Here is a 15,197-nt window from a genome sequence, read left to right as displayed (position 1 = left end):
CGTCTCACCGGTAGCCGAGCCCGTCCCGCGCCTGCTCACGGAGGGCATCCACCGTGCGTGCGATGAGCGGACGCTCCCGCGCACCCCGACGGATCGCGGCGACTACCCGTCGGTGGGGTGCCGCCGGGCCGGCGACGGGGACCCGGACCACCCGGTAGTCGCTCGAGATCCGCGCCAGCCGCGGGACCAGCCCGATCCCCAGACCCTTCTCGATGAGCGTCGCCTCGGTGTCCCACTCAGCGACCTCGTGCGCCACCCGGGGTGTCGTCCCGGCGGCCGTGAATGCCGCGATGAACAGGGCTCGGTACGGAGTCCCCGGTCGCGCCGCGATCCACGGCTCCTCACCGACCTCCTCGAGGGAGATCGACTCCCGCCCGGCCAGGCGGTGGTCCGCCGGCAGCATGATGTCGAGCGGATCATCGAGGAGCGCGATCCGCTCGTAGCGGGGATCGCCGGCCCCGGCGCTGGCCTGCATCGACACGACGATCGCCAGGTCGAGGCGGTCGGCCAGCAGGAGGTCGAAGCAGCGCTGCGGGTCCGCCTCGACGATGGAGATCCCCAAACCGGGGGCCTCGGCCCGCAGCCGCACTGCGACCGGCGCGAGCAGGGCCGCCGTAGCTGTCGACATGCCGCCGAGCCGCAGCTGCTCCGCCTCCGCTCCGCCATCCGCGGCGAGGGCTGCACGCACGCCCTCCCAGTGCGTGAACAGGCCGTCGGACTCCTCGACGAGCCGCCTGCCGGCCGAGGTGAGCCTCAGCCCGCGTCCGTCCTTGTCGACGAGTCGCAGTCCGAGATCCGCCTGCAGCCCTCTGAGCTGGGCGGACACTGCCGACGGGGAGTAGTCGAGTGCCTCGGCGGCAGCCGTCACCGACCCGCAGGCGGCGAAGGTGCGGAGCACGGTGAGCCGATGATCGATCATCCACCTATTCTGCACGATACTGTCGATTTTCCTGCGCTTTTATTCGTCACTCACCGCTCGTACGCTGAGAGGACATGAGGATTCCGGGGCCGCCCCGGAGCCTTTCGGCCCCATCGCTGTGGAGCACAGATCATGACACTCGACTCGGTCCAGCACACCTCGGCAGCCCCGGCCCGCCGAGCCGCTCCCCCATCTCCCGCTGCGGAAGACGCCGCGTCCCTCGAGCGGCTCCGCACCCTCCTCGACCGGCGCCGCCGGTGGACCGCGCTCGAATCGCCCTTCTACTCCGACCCGGCGATCTTCGCCCACGACATCGCCGGGATCTTCGATCGTCACTGGTTCTTCGCCGCCTCGGTCGCGGAGATCCCCGAGCCCGGCGACTTCGTCACCATCGACGTCGGCAGCCGCTCCATCATCCTCATCCGCGACGACGACGGCGGGGTGAATGCGCTGCGCAACGTCTGCCGCCACCGCGGCGCCCGCGTGCTCACCGAGCCCAGCGGAAGCGTCGGCAACCTCGTGTGCGCCTACCACTCGTGGACCTACGGCCGCGACGGCTCGCTCATCCACGCCGCCGCGGCAGGTGCGGACTTCGACCCGGGCTGCTTCGGTCTCCGCAAGGTCCACAGCATGACGGTCGCAGGCCTGATCTTCCTCTGCCTCGCCCCGGAACCGCCCGCCGACTTCGCCGCCGTTGCCGAGATCTTCGCCCCCTTCGTCGAACCGCACGACATCCCCCGGACGAAGGTCGCCTTCCAGCAGGAGATCGTCGAGGAGGGCAACTGGAAGCTCGTGATGGAGAACAATCGCGAGTGCTACCACTGCGACGGTCATCCCGAGCTCGCCTGCTCCTACTTCACGACCTGGGGCCTGGAGGAGCACGAGGTGCCCGAGCACCAGATCGACACCTGGCACCGCTCGGTGCTCGCCGACCACGAGCTGCGCGAGCGCTGCGAGCGCTACGGCATCCCCTGGCAGGTCTACGACGCCCCGGATTCCCGCGAGGCCGGGATCCGGATGGGCCGCGATGCGCTCGACGGGGACGGCGAGTCCTTCTCCGCGACCGGCCGGCGACTGAGTGAGAAGCTGCTCGGCGACCTGCCGGACTTCCGGCTCGGCGACGGTTCGCTCCACCTCCAGCCCAACAGCTGGTTCCACCTGCTCGCCGACCACGTCATCACCTTCGCCGCGTTTCCCATGAGCGAGAACCGCACCCTCGTGCGCACCACCTGGCTCGTCGCCGACGACGCCGTCGACGGGGTCGACTACCGCGCCGAGGACCTCACCCACGTATGGCGGCAGACGAACATCCAGGATGCCGGCTTCGTGGGTCTGACCCAGCGCGGCGTCACCGATCCCGGCTACGTCCCGGGCCCCTACACCCCGACCGAGCACCAGGTCGAGGCCTTCGTCAACTGGTACACGATGCGCATGCAGGAGTACATCCGATGACCGCAGAGACGCAGCTCCATCCCCATTCCGGATTCGCCGACACGGCCGCGGAGGCCTTCCCCCGTGATGACGCGGGACGAGAGCACCGTGCCCTCGCCGAGGCGTCGGCGGACATGGCCACCGGGCCGGCGCTGCCCCAGGAGCACGTGTGGTGGCGGACCATCGGCCCCCGGTCCCCGGCGCGGCGCGGTGTGCGGATGCCGTGGGTCGCCGACCCGTCACAGCGGGCCGACCGGACGGCGTCCGCGGAATCACCCGGGCTCGAGGCCGCGGCCGAGGCCGTGATCGCACGCACCCCGGCACCCATGCACGCCCACGAGTTCGACATCGAATGCCTCGCCGTCACCCCGGAGACGCCCGAGATCATGAGCCTCACCTTCCGGCGCCGCGACGGCCGGCCGCTCGGGTTCCGGCCCGGGCAGTACCTCAATGTCGTCTTCCCCACCGACGCCGGACCGCGGGAGCGGAACTACTCCCTGTCGTCGTCCCCGACCGACCCCGCAGCCTTCCGGCTGAGCATCAAGCGGGAGGATTCCGGCACGGTGTCCCGCTGGGCCCACCACCACGTGCGCCCCGGCACCGTGCTCGAGGCGCTCGGACCGCTCGGCGGCTTCCACCTGCCGGACTTCGACCGGCGCGCCCGCTACCTCCTGCTCGCCGCCGGGGTCGGCGTCACCCCGCTCATCTCGATGGCGCGCACCCTCCACGCGCTCGACGGCAGCGCCGACGTCGTCGTCCTCCACCACGCGAGCACACCGCGCGACTTCGCCTTCGCCCGCGAGCTCCGCATCCTCGACGAGACCGATCCGCGGTTCACCGTCCGCTTCAGCCTCGGCGACCGGCCCAGCTCGGACTGGCGGGGGCTCACCGGCCGGCTCAGCGCGGACGCCCTCGGCGCGCTCGTCCCCGACGCCTGCGGCCGGATGGTGTTCGCCTGCGGGCCCCCGGACTACCTGGCGCGGGCCCGCGCGGTTCTCGCGAAGCTCGGCGTCTCCCCCGTCTCCTTCTTCACCGAGACCTTCGACGACACGACCACTGCCGAGGGCACGGGGGCCGTCGATGCCACCGGAACCGGTGACGGACGGCGGGCTGCGGAGCACACGCTGCGCGATAGCGGCACGAGGCCTGCCGGCGGCGCGCTCACCCGCGATGCCGCGCCCGCCGCGGCCTCGCCTCAGCGCGACAGCGCGGATACCCGCCCGTGGGTCACCTTCGCCCGGACGGGCACCTCGGCCCCGGTCGAGGACGGGGACACGCTGCTGAGCGCCGGCCGGCGGGCCGGCGTCCCCCTCCGATCGAACTGCGCCTCCGGCATGTGCGGCACCTGCAAGGTCGGCCTGCTCTCCGGGCCGGTGGAGATGAAGCACGCCGGCGGCATCCGACAGCGTGAGATCGACGCCGGCACGATCCTCCTGTGCTGCTCGACCCCGGACGGCGACGTCGTCGTCGACGCCTGAGCCCCGGCTCGCGCAGGGCCGGCCGGTCTCAGACCTGCACCACCGGCTGCACACCGCCGGGTTCCGCATATCATCGGGAGTACGAGGCGACGCAGTCCGCGCGCCCCGCCGCTCCGATCGCAGAGGATCCGCATGACCACCGAGAACGTCCGCCGCGCCCTCGCTTCCGGCGACCTGTCCCTGGGCACTTTCGTCATCGAGTTCGCGACCGAGGGCATCGGCGCTCTCACCACCCGCGCCGGAGCGGACTGGGTGCTCTACGACCTCGAGCACACCGGCTGGTCCCTCGACCGGATCCGCCCCGCCCTGGCGGTGTCCCGCCGGGAGGAGATCGCCTCGTTCGTGCGCGTCATCGGCACCGCCCAGCACCTGGTGTCCGGCGCCCTCGACGCCGGGGCCGAAGGGATCATGGTCCCCTACGTCAACTCCGCGGAGCAGGCCGCGGCCGTGGTGTCGTGGATGAAGTACCCGCCGCTCGGCGTGCGCGGCTCCGCGATGGGCATCGCCCACGATTTCTACACCGGCGGCAAGCCCGGACCCAAGCAGGCCGCAGCCAACGAGTTCACCCTCTTCCTCCCGCAGATCGAGACCCCGGAGGCCGTCGCCCACGCTCGTGCGATCGCCGCGGTCGACGGCGTCGACGTGCTGTTCGTCGGCCCGATGGATCTGAGCACCAACCTCGGCGCGCCCGGCGACTTCACCACGGTGGAGTTCCGCGATGCCCTGGCACGGGTGGGCGAGGCCGCGCGCTCCGCGGGCAAGGCCGCGGGCATCTTCTCCGTCGACGACGAGCTCACCCGCGCCGCGATCGCCGAGGGGTTCCAGGTGATCTCCCACACCGCCGACTTCGCGATCTACCAGAGCGCCCTGCGCTCCCAGCTCACCGCCATGCGGTCCTGGGCCTCCGACTCCGGGGAGTGAGTTCCCGGTCGGGGTGGGCGGCTGCGGAGCGGCCGCCTCCAGGGTGATCGCTCGGCCGACATCATCGATTGCGGAGTGGCCTTCTGCGGCACCGCCGGCTGCGCGGGTGACCGCTCAGCCGGCCCAGTCGGGCATCGGCACGAACCGGCCGTCGACCTCGACGAAGTCCGCCGCCGGCTGCAGCCGGTGCTGGCCCGCGACGTCCTCGGTGGGCGCGGTCGCTGCGTACTTGAGCGTGAACAGGCGACCCTCGGCGGTATAGGCGATGTCGGCACCGTAGAGCATCGTCTGAGAGGTCCCGGCGAAGATCTCCCGCGGAGACATGTCGACCTGGTAGCTCCAGAAGTAGCCGTTGCCGAACTGGCCCTTCCGCTCGGAGATCTTGGTCGTCCCCGCCTCCTGATAGCCGTAGCTGCGAGTCGTCTCGATGTGCTCGGCCGCGGTCTCGCTCAACACCGAATCCGAGCAGTAGATCGAGATCGTCGGGTCGTCGAGCGCGGCGGTGCCCTCGACGAAGGTCACGTAGTCGCCGGTGGAGGAGCCGACGGAGAACCCGTCGGGGACCGCGACCCGCATCGGGACCCCGCACCCCTCGGAGAACGGCACGTCGACGAGCTGGTAGCCGTCGGCAAGAGCCGGTCCGGTCTCCGTGGGCGTCGGGGTGGGGCCGGCGGTCTGTGCCACGCGCACCCCCATCACGCCGCCGCCCTCCTCCGAGGTGCGGACCTGGAAGGCTCCGCAGCCGGCCAGCAGAACGGCTGCGCCGGCAGCGCACAGGGCCTGGATGCGCCGCATCAGTGCCGGGGCTCCGAGCCCGAGGTGGTGTCCCGCGGGGGCTCGTCGCCCTCACCGGAAGGGGCCTGCCGGGACGGAGCCGCACCGCGCTCATGGGCCACCGGGCCGCCCTGCTGAGGCGCGGAGCCGTACTGCTGTGGCGCGGAGCCGTAGTGGTGAGGAGCGGAGCCGTAATGCTGGGGAGCGGGCGCCGGTCGTCCCATGGGAGCCCGGTCCATCGCCCGCTGCTCCGACCCGCCCTGCTGATACGGCTGCGCCGCAGGTGCCTGCTGGTACAGCTGGGCCTGGCCCGGGCCGCTCGGGCCCACCGGCCCCGAGCCGTACTGCTGGGGGCCTGAACCGACGTTCTGAGGTCCCGAGCCGTACTGCTGCGGCACCGAACCGACATTCTGCTGGCCCGGCCCGAGGTCCTGCGGCCCCGGCGCGTGCTGCTGCGGTCCCGACCCCATCGGCTGCGGGGGCGGCGCGGCCGGCCGCGGCGGCTTGAAGTGCTGGTAGGGACCCGAGTCGAACGGCACCTGATCGCCGAAGGTCTCGCCGGTCGCGGAATCGTGGAGCTCGCCGTTGACCCGCTGCAGGCGACGCTTCGAGGTGCGCCTCGGGGTGCCGAGGATGCGTCCGTCGAGCTCGGCCTCGGAGGGCTGACGCGGCGGCAGGAATCCGCCGGCGCCCCCGCCGCGGCTGCTGTCGTTGAACGGCTGCACCGGGGCCGACGCCGCGGCGACCTGCGCCCCGTCGTCGTGGGGCGCGCCGGGTGCCTGTGCGTCGCCGAGCACCGGGAGCACGAGCCGCACCGAGGTGCCCACGCCCTCCTGGCTGAACAGCTCGACCGATCCGCCGTGCCGGGCGATGATCGAGCGGACGAGCGACAGGCCCATGCCGGAGCCGGCCACGGAGCGCACGCGCTTGCCGCGCGACAGCTCGTCCCACACGGTGTCCTGCTCATCGGACGGGATGCCCTGCCCGGTGTCGGCGACCTCGACGACCACCCAGCGGTGGTTGCGGATGATCTGCTCGTTGGCGCGGAGCTCGACGACGTCGGTGTCCGCGGAGTACTTGATCGCGTTGCCGAGCAGGTTGAGGATCGCCGACAGCAGCAGGTCCTCCTCGCCGGCGACATCGGGCAGCTTCCACGGGGCGCGGGCGACCGTCGCGACGATCATCCGGTCCTCGGCGCCGGGTGCGGTGCGCGCATCCTCGACAGCCTGGTGGATAAGTCGATCCATGTCGACGCGGGTGAACTCGATCGTGCGGGACTCGACATCGGCGAGCTTGCGCAGATCGGCGAGCAGGCGCGCGACCCGGCGGGCCGAGGTGTCGATCTGGCGCACGACGGGCGCGATCTCGTCCGGGTTCGGGCTGTCGTCACGGATCATCTCCCGCACCGTCGCCGCGGAGGTGCGCAGCGCGGTGAGCGGGTTCTTGAGCTCGTGGTCGAGGCGGATGAGCATCCGATTGCGGCGGGTGAGCGCGTCCCGCTCCGCCGTCCGCCGGTTCTCCGCCACCAGCCGCGCTTCACGCCGCTGCAGCCAGCGCCACGCGAGGTAGGCCGCGCCGGCGAGCAGCAGCAGACCGACGAGCAGGAGGACGAGGAAGAGCCAGATCCGGATCTCGAAGACGAGGAAGGTGTTCATCGGCCGCCCAGATCGTTGGCGCCGCGCACCTCGGCGACGAACCGGTAGCCGCGGCCCTGGACGGTCGCGATCCACCGCGGGTTCGCCGCGTCCTCGCCGAGCACGCGTCGCAGCTCGGCGACGCGGGAGTCGACGGCGCGGGTGCCGACGGCATCGTCGAAGCCCCACAGCACCTCGAGCAGGCGGGTGCGCTCGATGAGCTCGTCCTGGTGCACCATGAGGTACTCGAGCAGCGTGAAACCCTTGGGGGTGATGACGAGGTTGCGGTCGTTGATCCATGCGCGGCGGCCCACCCGGTCGAGCTTGAGCCCGAACGTCGAGATCAGCACCGGGGCGTTCGCCAGCGGCGGCCCGTCCTGACGGGTCCGGCGCAGCACCGCGCGGATCCGGGCGATGAGCTCGTGCGGGTCGAAGGGCTTGTTGAGGTAGTCGTCGGCGCCCTCCTCGAGCGCCATCGCCCGCTCCACCGCCTCGCCCACCTGGGTGAGCAGCAGCACCGGTACCCAGTTCTCCTCGCTGCGCAGCGTGCGTAGCACCTCGCGGCCGTCCGCACCGGGCATGAGCACGTCGAGGACGCACACGTCGGGCTGATGGCGGCGGATCTCATCGAGGGCGAGCTTGCCGTCCGGGGCGCTGATCACCCGGAATCCCGAGCGGCTGAGGAAGGGCACCACCGCGCCCAGCACATCGGGCTCGTCGTCGGCGACGAGGACGAGCGGTCGATCGTCCTGGGCGAAAGCTGAGGTCATGTCTGCGAGTCCTTCGGCACTGTGCGGGCGGTGCGCTGTGCGGAATCCCGCGCCTCGGCACGGGCGACGGCGTCCGCCAATTCATCTCGGTACAGCATAGATCGGCGCAGCCGTTTCGTGCGATAGCCCGCGCGGCCCACCATGTGAGTGCCCACCGGGGTGGTCATCATCTGGAAGGTCACGACGAGGAACATCGTGGTGATCGGCCCCCAGTGCGGGATCTGGATCGCGATCGCGAACATCATGAGGATGAGGCCGAGGATCTGCGGCTTCGACGCCGCGTGGAGCCGGCTCATGAGGTCGGGGAAGCGGACGAGGCCGATCGCCGCAGCGAGCGACAGCGCGGCTCCCGCGCAGATGAAGACCAGGGTGACGATGTCGGCGATCATGACCGCCCCTCCTCCTCGTCGTCGCCGAACAGGGGTCCGACGGAGTGCTCGGTGGCGCGGTGCTCAGTGGCGCGGTGCTCGACAGGTGAGTGCTCGTCGGTGGGCGCCGCGGCGCGGTCCGCGGCGGGTGCGGCGCTGCTCGGCTCGATGCCGATCTCCGCATCGGCGTTCTTCGCCGCGGAGTCGCGCACCGCCTCATCGACGAGATCCTCCTCGTCGGGGCCGGCCGCGGGGTGCTCCTGCTCGGACGGCGCCTGCCCCTGCCCGGGCCCTGCGCCCTCGGGCGCGGTTCGCGCCTCGCCCTCCTCGGGCGATCGCTCGCGCTGCTCGGGCAGCGTGCGGATCGGCTCCTCCTCGCCCGTCACCGCCGGGCCGGCGACGTCCCCCGCGGGCCCCGGATGGTGGTCACGGGCGGCTCCGGCGGCCACCATTCCGTCGTCGGGACCGCCGGCCGGCGACGCCGCCCCACCTGCCGAGGTGCTGGCCGCGGTGCGCGCGGCGCGCGGGATCGCGCCGTCCGCGGCCACCTCGTCGTCCGCCTCGTCCATCTCCTCGAACACCGACGACCCGATGACCGGGGCGGAGGTCTCCGAGCGGGACACGTAGCGCGACACGCTCACCGAGCCGAGGAAGCCCAGGCACGACAGCGCGAGCAGCACCGGCAGCAGATCGACGCGACCGGTCACTGCGACGTACCCGCCGAATCCGCACATCAGCGTCGCGAGCAGCACATCCGAGGCCATCATCCGGTCGAGGATCGATGGGCCCCTGATGATCTTGAACACCGCGATGAGCATCGCGACGAAGAAGACGACGCCGATGATCGGTCCGGCGATCCGGAGGATGTCAGGATCGACGATCGGCGTGGACGAGAGCCCGGTCATCGGTCGGCCTCCTTGCCCGCAGGTCGGATCGTGCGCTGTGCGAGGACCGGCTTCCGGCCGTTCTCCACCCGCCACTCGTTGAGCGCGGTGAGGTCGTGGGCGGAGCCGAAGGTCGCGATGAGCAGGTGCTCGATCCGGTAGATCTGCTCGCGCGCCTTCTCGATCGCCTCCTCCGTCGAGCAGTCGAGGACGTGGACGTAGATCACCGAGTGCGGCCGGTCGACCTCGATGCAGATCGAGCCGGGGATGAGCCCGAGCACCACGGAGACCGCGGTGATGAGGAGATCGGAGCGCGTGTGGAGGTCGAGCTCGATGACGCTGCCGGCGCGCACCCCCCGGCGGCGCACGGCCGACCAGCTGACGTGGACGGAGGCGATGATCATCGAGGCGGTGAACCAGAGGATGAACTGGACGGCGTAGAAGGGGTTGAACCGGCCCGAGAGCTCGACCGGCGGCAGGTAGAACCAGCGCGTGACGAGGATCCCGAGCACCAGCCCGGTGACGATGTTGAGTACGGTGAACTGGTCCCACAGCATGATCCACAGCGCGCACAGCACGAGCACGAGCAGGGCCTGCTGGAGGATGGAGCGGCGCGCCTTCGACCGCTTGGTCGTCATGATCCGTCCTCCTCTCCGAGCACCGAGGACACATAGGTCGACGGGCTCCGGAGATTCTCCGCGGCCCGCGCGCTGATGTCCCAGAGATTGCCGGCGAACACCGTGACGAGCACGCTCACCGCGACCATCACCGTGGCCGAGCCGATCATCGTGCGCGGCATCGTCTGCGTGCTGCGCCAGCTGCGGCCGTCGGCGACGGCCTCCTTGCGCTCCTCGAACTCCTCGACGAGCTCCGGGGTGGGCTCCTCGGTGTCGTCCGGGTCCCGCCAGAAGGCGAGGTTCCACGTCTTGCCGATGACGTAGAGCGTGAGCAGCGAGGTCAGCGCGCCGGCGCCGATGAGCACGAAGATCAGCCAGTCGCGGGTCTCGAACCCGGCCTGGAACAGCGCGGCCTTGCCGATGAACCCGGAGAACGGTGGGATCCCGGCGAGGTTGAGCGCGGGGATGAAGAACAGCAGGGACAGGCCCGGGGCGAGCACGGCGAGGCCGCCGAGCTTGCGGATCGAGGTGGTGCCGTTGCGCTGCTCGACGAGACCGATGGCGAGGAACAGCGCGGTCTGCACGATGATGTGGTGCACGGTGTAGAAGATCGCCGCGGTCAGACCTTCGACCGTCCCCATTGCCACGCCGAAGATCATGTAGCCGATGTGCGAGATCAGGGTGAAGGACAGGAGTCGCTTGATCTCCGACTGCGCGACGGCGCCGAGGATCCCGACGAGCATGGTGAGCGCGGCGACGACGAGCAGCGGGGTGCGCAGGTTCGATTCGGCGAAGAGCACCGTCTCGGTGCGGATGATCGCGTAGATGCCGACCTTGGTGAGCAGGCCGGCAAACACCGCGGTGACCGGAGCGGGTGCGGTCGGGTAGGAGTCGGGCAGCCAGAACGCGAGTGGGAACACCGCGGCCTTGATCCCGAACGCGATGAGCAGCGTGATGTGGAGGATCATCTGGATGTCGGGCGGCAGCTCGCCGATCCGCACCGACAGCTGCGCGATGTTCACGGTGCCGGTCGCCGCGTAGACGAGCCCGATCCCCATGAGGAAGATCAGCGAGGACACGAGCGAGATGACGATGTAGGTCACCCCGGCGCGGATCCGCTGCGCCGTGGCGCCCAGGGTGAGGAGCACGTACGAGGCGCCGAGCAGCATCTCGAAGCCGACGTAGAGGTTGAACAGATCGCCGGCGATGAAGGCCGCGGCGACACCGGCGCAGAGGATGAGGTACGTCGGGTTGAATACGCTCACCGGCGTCTCGTTCGCGGTGTCGGCCATCTCCTGGCCCACCGCGTAGAGGAGCACGAGCAGGGTGACGATCGCGGACACGACGAGCATGACCGCGCTGAGCCGGTCGACGGCGAGCGCGATACCGAAGGGCAGCTCCCAGCCGCCGACCGCGACCACCTGCGTGCCGCGGGCGTCGACGCCGAACAGGAGCACGAGGTCGATCGCGAGCACGATCGCGAGCGTGATGACGGTGACGGCGGTCTGGCCCCGCCGGCGTCCGGACAGCATAAGGGTGATGCCGGCCCCGATGAGCGGCAGGACCACGGGCAGGGGCACGAGGACGGCGAGCATCAGGTGTCCCTCCCGGTCTGATCGGAGTCGGTGCGGCGGTCGGCGGCGCCCGGTTCGTCCGAGCCGGCCTCGCGGGAGCCGGGTTCACCGGAGTCGGTTCGACGGGAACCGGCCCGCGCCTCGGCCCCGGTGTCGGAGCCGCCCTCGGCCCGCGCCTCGGCCCGGTCCTCCGCCCGGTCCTCCGCCCGGCGCTCGACCGGCGAGCCGTCCTCGTCCAGGTCGAGCGCCCCGGCGATCGGGGTCTGGGCCTCGTCGCCGAACTCGGTGTCGTCGTACTCCCCGCTCGTGCCCGCCTCGTCGCCGGAGCCGCGGCCCTTGGCGAGCGCGATCCGCACGTCCTCGATGTCGTCCTCGAGGTTCTCGTTGCGGACCAGGCGCCAGGAGCGGTAGATCATCGCGAGCAGGAACGCCGACAGCGCGAAGGTGATGACGATCGCGGTGAGCACGAGCGCATGCGGCAGCGGGTCGTTCATCCCGTCGGTGGTGAGGTTCTCCCCGTCGGTGAGAGGCGGCCGCCCCGGAGGGCCGGCGGTGAGGATGATGAGCATGTTCACCGCGTTGCCCATGAGCAGGAAGCCCAGCAGCACACGGGTGAGCGAGCGGTCGAGCATGAGGTAGAGGCCGCAGGCGAACATCACGCCCATGGCGAGCAGCATCACGAAAGAGGTCGTCACAGTCGGCTCCCCCCTGCCGGCCCGTCGACCTCGACGTCGTCCATGCGGCCGAGGATCGCGTGGAGCTCGGTGGTGTCCGGCCCGGCGTGCTCGTCGCGGGAGAGCGATTCCGCCAGGCGCTCCTCGTCCGCCTCCTGGTGGCGGTCGACCCCCGCGCCGAGGCTGCGGAGGATGTCGAGCATGAGGCCGACGACGACGAAGTAGACCCCGATGTCGAAGATCGTCGAGGTGCCGAACGACACGTAGCCGAGCACCGGCAGCTCGGTGCTCCAGTAGGCGGACTCGAAGAATACGCTCCCCCAGAGGAAGCCGCCGAGCGAGGTGCCGGCAGCGAGCGCGAGGCCGAGGCCGAGGAGCAGACCGGCGTCGATCGGGGCCGCCTCCGCGAGCTCGTGGCGGCCGGCGGCCAGGTAGCGGGCGACGAGCGCCATGCCGGCGACGAGGCCGGCGGCGAATCCGCCGCCGGGCAGGTTGTGGCCGGCGAACAGGAGGTAGACGGAGAACACGAGGATGGGGTGGAACAGCAGGCGGACGAGCACCTCGAGGAGGATCGAGCGGTTCTTCGGGGCGAGCGCGCGCCCGGCGAGCAGCCAGGCGCTGCGCTTGGTGTCGGTGCTCGGGCCGTCGTCGGTGGTGCGCATGGGCGAGAACAGCTCGTCCTCGACGGGCCGGTGGCGCGCGGCGAAGCTGTCCGGCCGGTGGCTCTGGAAGCGCTGCAGGCGACCCTCCCGTCCGCGCACGAAGATCAGGCTCGCCACGCCGGTGGCGGCCGCGACGACGACGGACAGCTCGCCGAGGGTGTCCCAGGCGCGGATGTCGACGAGGGTGACGTTGACGACGTTCTTGCCGTGGCCGTACTCGTAGGCGAGGAAGGGGAACGCCTCGGAGATCGGAGCGGCGGTGCGGGCGCCGAATGCGACGAAGACGAGGAGCATCATCATGATCCCGAACACTGCGGCGATGAGGCCGCGCAGGGACGGGGAGAGGCGGCCCGAGGAGTTGCCGATCCGGGCCGGCAGGCGGCGGAGGACGAGGACGAACACGACGATCGTGATGGTCTCGACGAGCACCTGGGTGAGCGCGAGGTCCGGAGCGCCCTGGAGCGCGAAGAAGGCGACCATCATGTAGCCGGAGATGCCGACGATGACGACCGCCGCGAAGCGCTTCTGCGCGCGGGTCGCGGCGAGCGCGGCCATGATGATGGCGGCGGCCACGATGATCTGCAGGGCGTTGTCGGCGAGTGCGATGCCGCTGGGCCAGGTGTCGTTGAGGAGCAGGGCGGCGGACATCGAGCCGATGAACACGATGTAGATGACGCCCTGGTAGAAGGGCATCGAGCCGCGCTGGGTGCGCGCGGTGACGTAGGCGGCGGACGCCTCGAGCCCGGTGATCGAGCGGCGGTAGAGCCCGTGGAAGTCGATGCCGTCGGGCATCGCGGCCTGGAACACCGAGACCTGCCGGGCGAACCAGAACATCGCGAGGCCGAGCGCGAGGTTCCCCGCCGACAGGAGCAGCGCCGGCTCGAGCCCGTGCCACAGCGCGAGGTAGTAGGGCTTCTCCGCACCGCCGGCCAGGCGCGAGGACCACGAGGCGATGACCGGGTCGAGCCAGGACGAGGCGAGGCCGGCGAGCACGGTGAGCGCGGCGAGCAGATAGGGCACCGACATGAACAGCGGGCTCTCGCGCGCCGGCTCGATCGGCTCCACCCCGGGCTTCGTGGCGAAGGCGCCCCACACGAAGCGCGCGGAGTAGGCCACGGTGAGGACCGAGCCGAGGAAGATGCCGATGACGGCGATGGCGCCGGCCTTGGTGCCGTCCTCGAGCAGCGTGGTGTAGACCGCCTCCTTGGCGACGAAGCCGAACAGCGGCGGCACCCCGGCCATCGAGGCCGCGGCGATGAGCGCGGCGACGAACAGGCCCTTCGAGCGCGCGCCGTAGCCGCTGAGCTTGCGGAGGTCGCGGGTGCCGGCCCGGTGGTCGATGATCCCGACGATGAGGAATAGCGCGGACTTGAACAGGCCGTGGGCGAGCAGCAGCGTGGTCGCGGCGAGCGTGATGTCCCGGGTCCCGAAGGCGCTGACGATCATGAGGAAGCCGAGCTGGGACACGGTGCCGAAGGCGAGGACGAGCTTGAGGTCGAACTGCCGCAGAGCCTGCCAGCCGCCCATGAGCATCGTCGTGATCCCGAGGGCGAGGAGCACGGCGGTCCAGCCGGGCATCGCGTGGAAGCCGGGGGCGAGGCGGAGCACGAGGTAGATGCCGGCCTTGACCATCGCCGCGGCGTGCAGGTAGGCGCTCACCGGGGTGGGCGCGGCCATCGCGCCGGGGAGCCAGAAGTGGAACGGGATGAGCGCGGACTTCGACACCGCGCCCACGAGGATGAGCATGACGGCGGTGATGACGAGCCCGTCGTTGATCCCGACGGCGTACCCGATGTCGACGATCGTCGAGATCCGGCCGGTGCCCATGACGACGGTGAGGAGGATGACGCCGACGAGCATCGCGAGCCCGCCGGCGGTGGTGACGACGAGGGCCTGGAGCGCGGCGCGGCGCGACTGCTGGCGGCTGTTGTACTGCCCGATGAGGAGGTAGGAGAACACCGTCGTGCCCTCCCAGAAGATGAAGAGGAGGAGCATCTCGTCGGCGAGGATGAGGCCGTACATCATGCCGGCGAACGCCATGAGGACCCCGGCGAAGCGGGCGAGCCGCGGTTCGTCGGCGGCGAAGTAGCGCGCGCAGTAGACGAAGACGAGCGCCCCGATCCCGGTGACGAGCAGGCTGAGCAGCCAGGCCAGGGGATCCATGAGGAACACGACCTGGAGATTGAGCGCCGGGAGCCAGTTGAAGTGCTCGAGCCAGTCGTCGCCGCCGGACAGGATGCGCGGCAGCTGGGCCAGCGACACGAGGAACCCGGCGCCGGGGACGAGCGCGAGCACGAGGAACGCGGCGCGCCCGCACAGGCGGAACAGCGGTGCGGCGAGGAGCGCGGCCACGAAGAACGCCCCCACCAGCACGGTCATGTTCCAGCCCCCTCCGAGATTCGACACACGTCTGCACATTTTTTCACAGATCGCCCGCGTTGACGAAGTCGATCCGGCCGGTGACGTGTGATAGTACCCAACCCGCTCCGTT

Annotated in this window: 13 protein-coding genes; 3 read left to right on the top strand and 10 right to left on the bottom strand. The window is 70.9% G+C overall.

Translation table 11 applies throughout. The annotated features are described in order from the left end of the window. Positions 1-4: 4 nt before the first annotated feature. A complete protein-coding gene (locus tag FDF13_RS04560; protein ID WP_137318623.1) occupies positions 5-919 on the bottom strand; it encodes a LysR family transcriptional regulator in 915 nt (304 codons plus the stop codon). 132 nt (positions 920-1,051) lie between these two features. Between FDF13_RS04560 and FDF13_RS04555 the strand changes: the two genes are divergently transcribed. From FDF13_RS04555 to FDF13_RS04545, 3 genes are all read left to right on the top strand, one after another. Next, complete coding sequence (locus FDF13_RS04555; protein ID WP_137318622.1) at positions 1,052-2,371, top strand: aromatic ring-hydroxylating dioxygenase subunit alpha; 1,320 nt, start codon at positions 1,052-1,054, stop codon at positions 2,369-2,371. Further along, positions 2,368-3,828: a flavin reductase family protein gene (locus FDF13_RS04550; RefSeq protein ID WP_254668906.1), complete on the top strand. Its 1,461-nt coding sequence runs from the start codon at positions 2,368-2,370 to the stop codon at positions 3,826-3,828. The genes FDF13_RS04555 and FDF13_RS04550 overlap by 4 nt, the downstream gene beginning before the upstream one ends. 132 nt (positions 3,829-3,960) lie before the next feature. Beyond that, positions 3,961-4,749, top strand: coding sequence for an HpcH/HpaI aldolase/citrate lyase family protein (locus FDF13_RS04545; protein WP_137318621.1), 789 nt, complete (start codon positions 3,961-3,963; stop codon positions 4,747-4,749). A 114-nt stretch (positions 4,750-4,863) separates the two neighbouring features. On the opposite strand, the gene FDF13_RS04540 is transcribed toward FDF13_RS04545, so the two are convergent. From FDF13_RS04540 to FDF13_RS04500, 9 genes are read right to left on the bottom strand one after another with little or no spacing between them, the layout of a single operon-like run. Beyond that, positions 4,864-5,544 carry a hypothetical protein gene (locus FDF13_RS04540; protein ID WP_137318620.1) on the bottom strand — a complete coding sequence of 227 codons (681 nt, stop codon included), beginning with the start codon at positions 5,542-5,544 and terminating at the stop codon, positions 4,864-4,866. Beyond that, positions 5,544-7,178, bottom strand: coding sequence for a sensor histidine kinase KdpD (locus tag FDF13_RS04535; protein WP_137318619.1), 1,635 nt, complete (start codon positions 7,176-7,178; stop codon positions 5,544-5,546). Before FDF13_RS04535 ends, FDF13_RS04540 begins: the two co-directional genes overlap by 1 nt. Next, positions 7,175-7,927: a response regulator transcription factor gene (locus FDF13_RS04530; RefSeq protein ID WP_137318618.1), complete on the bottom strand. Its 753-nt coding sequence runs from the start codon at positions 7,925-7,927 to the stop codon at positions 7,175-7,177. The genes FDF13_RS04535 and FDF13_RS04530 overlap by 4 nt, the downstream gene beginning before the upstream one ends. Beyond that, positions 7,924-8,316 (bottom strand): monovalent cation/H(+) antiporter subunit G, encoded by a 393-nt coding sequence (gene mnhG, locus FDF13_RS04525; protein WP_137318617.1) that lies wholly within the window; start codon positions 8,314-8,316, stop codon positions 7,924-7,926. Before mnhG ends, FDF13_RS04530 begins: the two co-directional genes overlap by 4 nt. Next, entirely contained in the window at positions 8,313-9,200 is an 888-nt protein-coding gene (locus tag FDF13_RS14960) for a monovalent cation/H+ antiporter complex subunit F (RefSeq protein WP_217494900.1), read from the bottom strand. Before FDF13_RS14960 ends, mnhG begins: the two co-directional genes overlap by 4 nt. Then, positions 9,197-9,817 carry a Na+/H+ antiporter subunit E gene (locus FDF13_RS04515; RefSeq protein ID WP_137318616.1) on the bottom strand — a complete coding sequence of 207 codons (621 nt, stop codon included), beginning with the start codon at positions 9,815-9,817 and terminating at the stop codon, positions 9,197-9,199. Before FDF13_RS04515 ends, FDF13_RS14960 begins: the two co-directional genes overlap by 4 nt. Continuing rightward, positions 9,814-11,391, bottom strand: coding sequence for a Na+/H+ antiporter subunit D (locus FDF13_RS04510; RefSeq protein ID WP_137318615.1), 1,578 nt, complete (start codon positions 11,389-11,391; stop codon positions 9,814-9,816). The genes FDF13_RS04515 and FDF13_RS04510 overlap by 4 nt, the downstream gene beginning before the upstream one ends. Then, on the bottom strand, positions 11,391-12,065 hold the full coding sequence (locus FDF13_RS04505; RefSeq protein ID WP_137318614.1) for a Na(+)/H(+) antiporter subunit C: 675 nt from the start codon (positions 12,063-12,065) through the stop codon (positions 11,391-11,393). Before FDF13_RS04505 ends, FDF13_RS04510 begins: the two co-directional genes overlap by 1 nt. Beyond that, complete coding sequence (locus FDF13_RS04500; RefSeq protein WP_368074053.1) at positions 12,062-15,112, bottom strand: Na+/H+ antiporter subunit A; 3,051 nt, start codon at positions 15,110-15,112, stop codon at positions 12,062-12,064. The genes FDF13_RS04505 and FDF13_RS04500 overlap by 4 nt, the downstream gene beginning before the upstream one ends. Between the last annotated feature and the right edge of the window lie 85 nt (positions 15,113-15,197).

It is taken from the genome of Brevibacterium sp. CS2 (assembly GCF_005280295.1).
Classification (GTDB): Bacteria; Actinomycetota; Actinomycetes; order Actinomycetales; family Brevibacteriaceae; genus Brevibacterium; species Brevibacterium pityocampae.
Note: the sequence above shows the minus strand (reverse complement) of the source record. Positions and strands in the feature narration are given on the sequence as shown.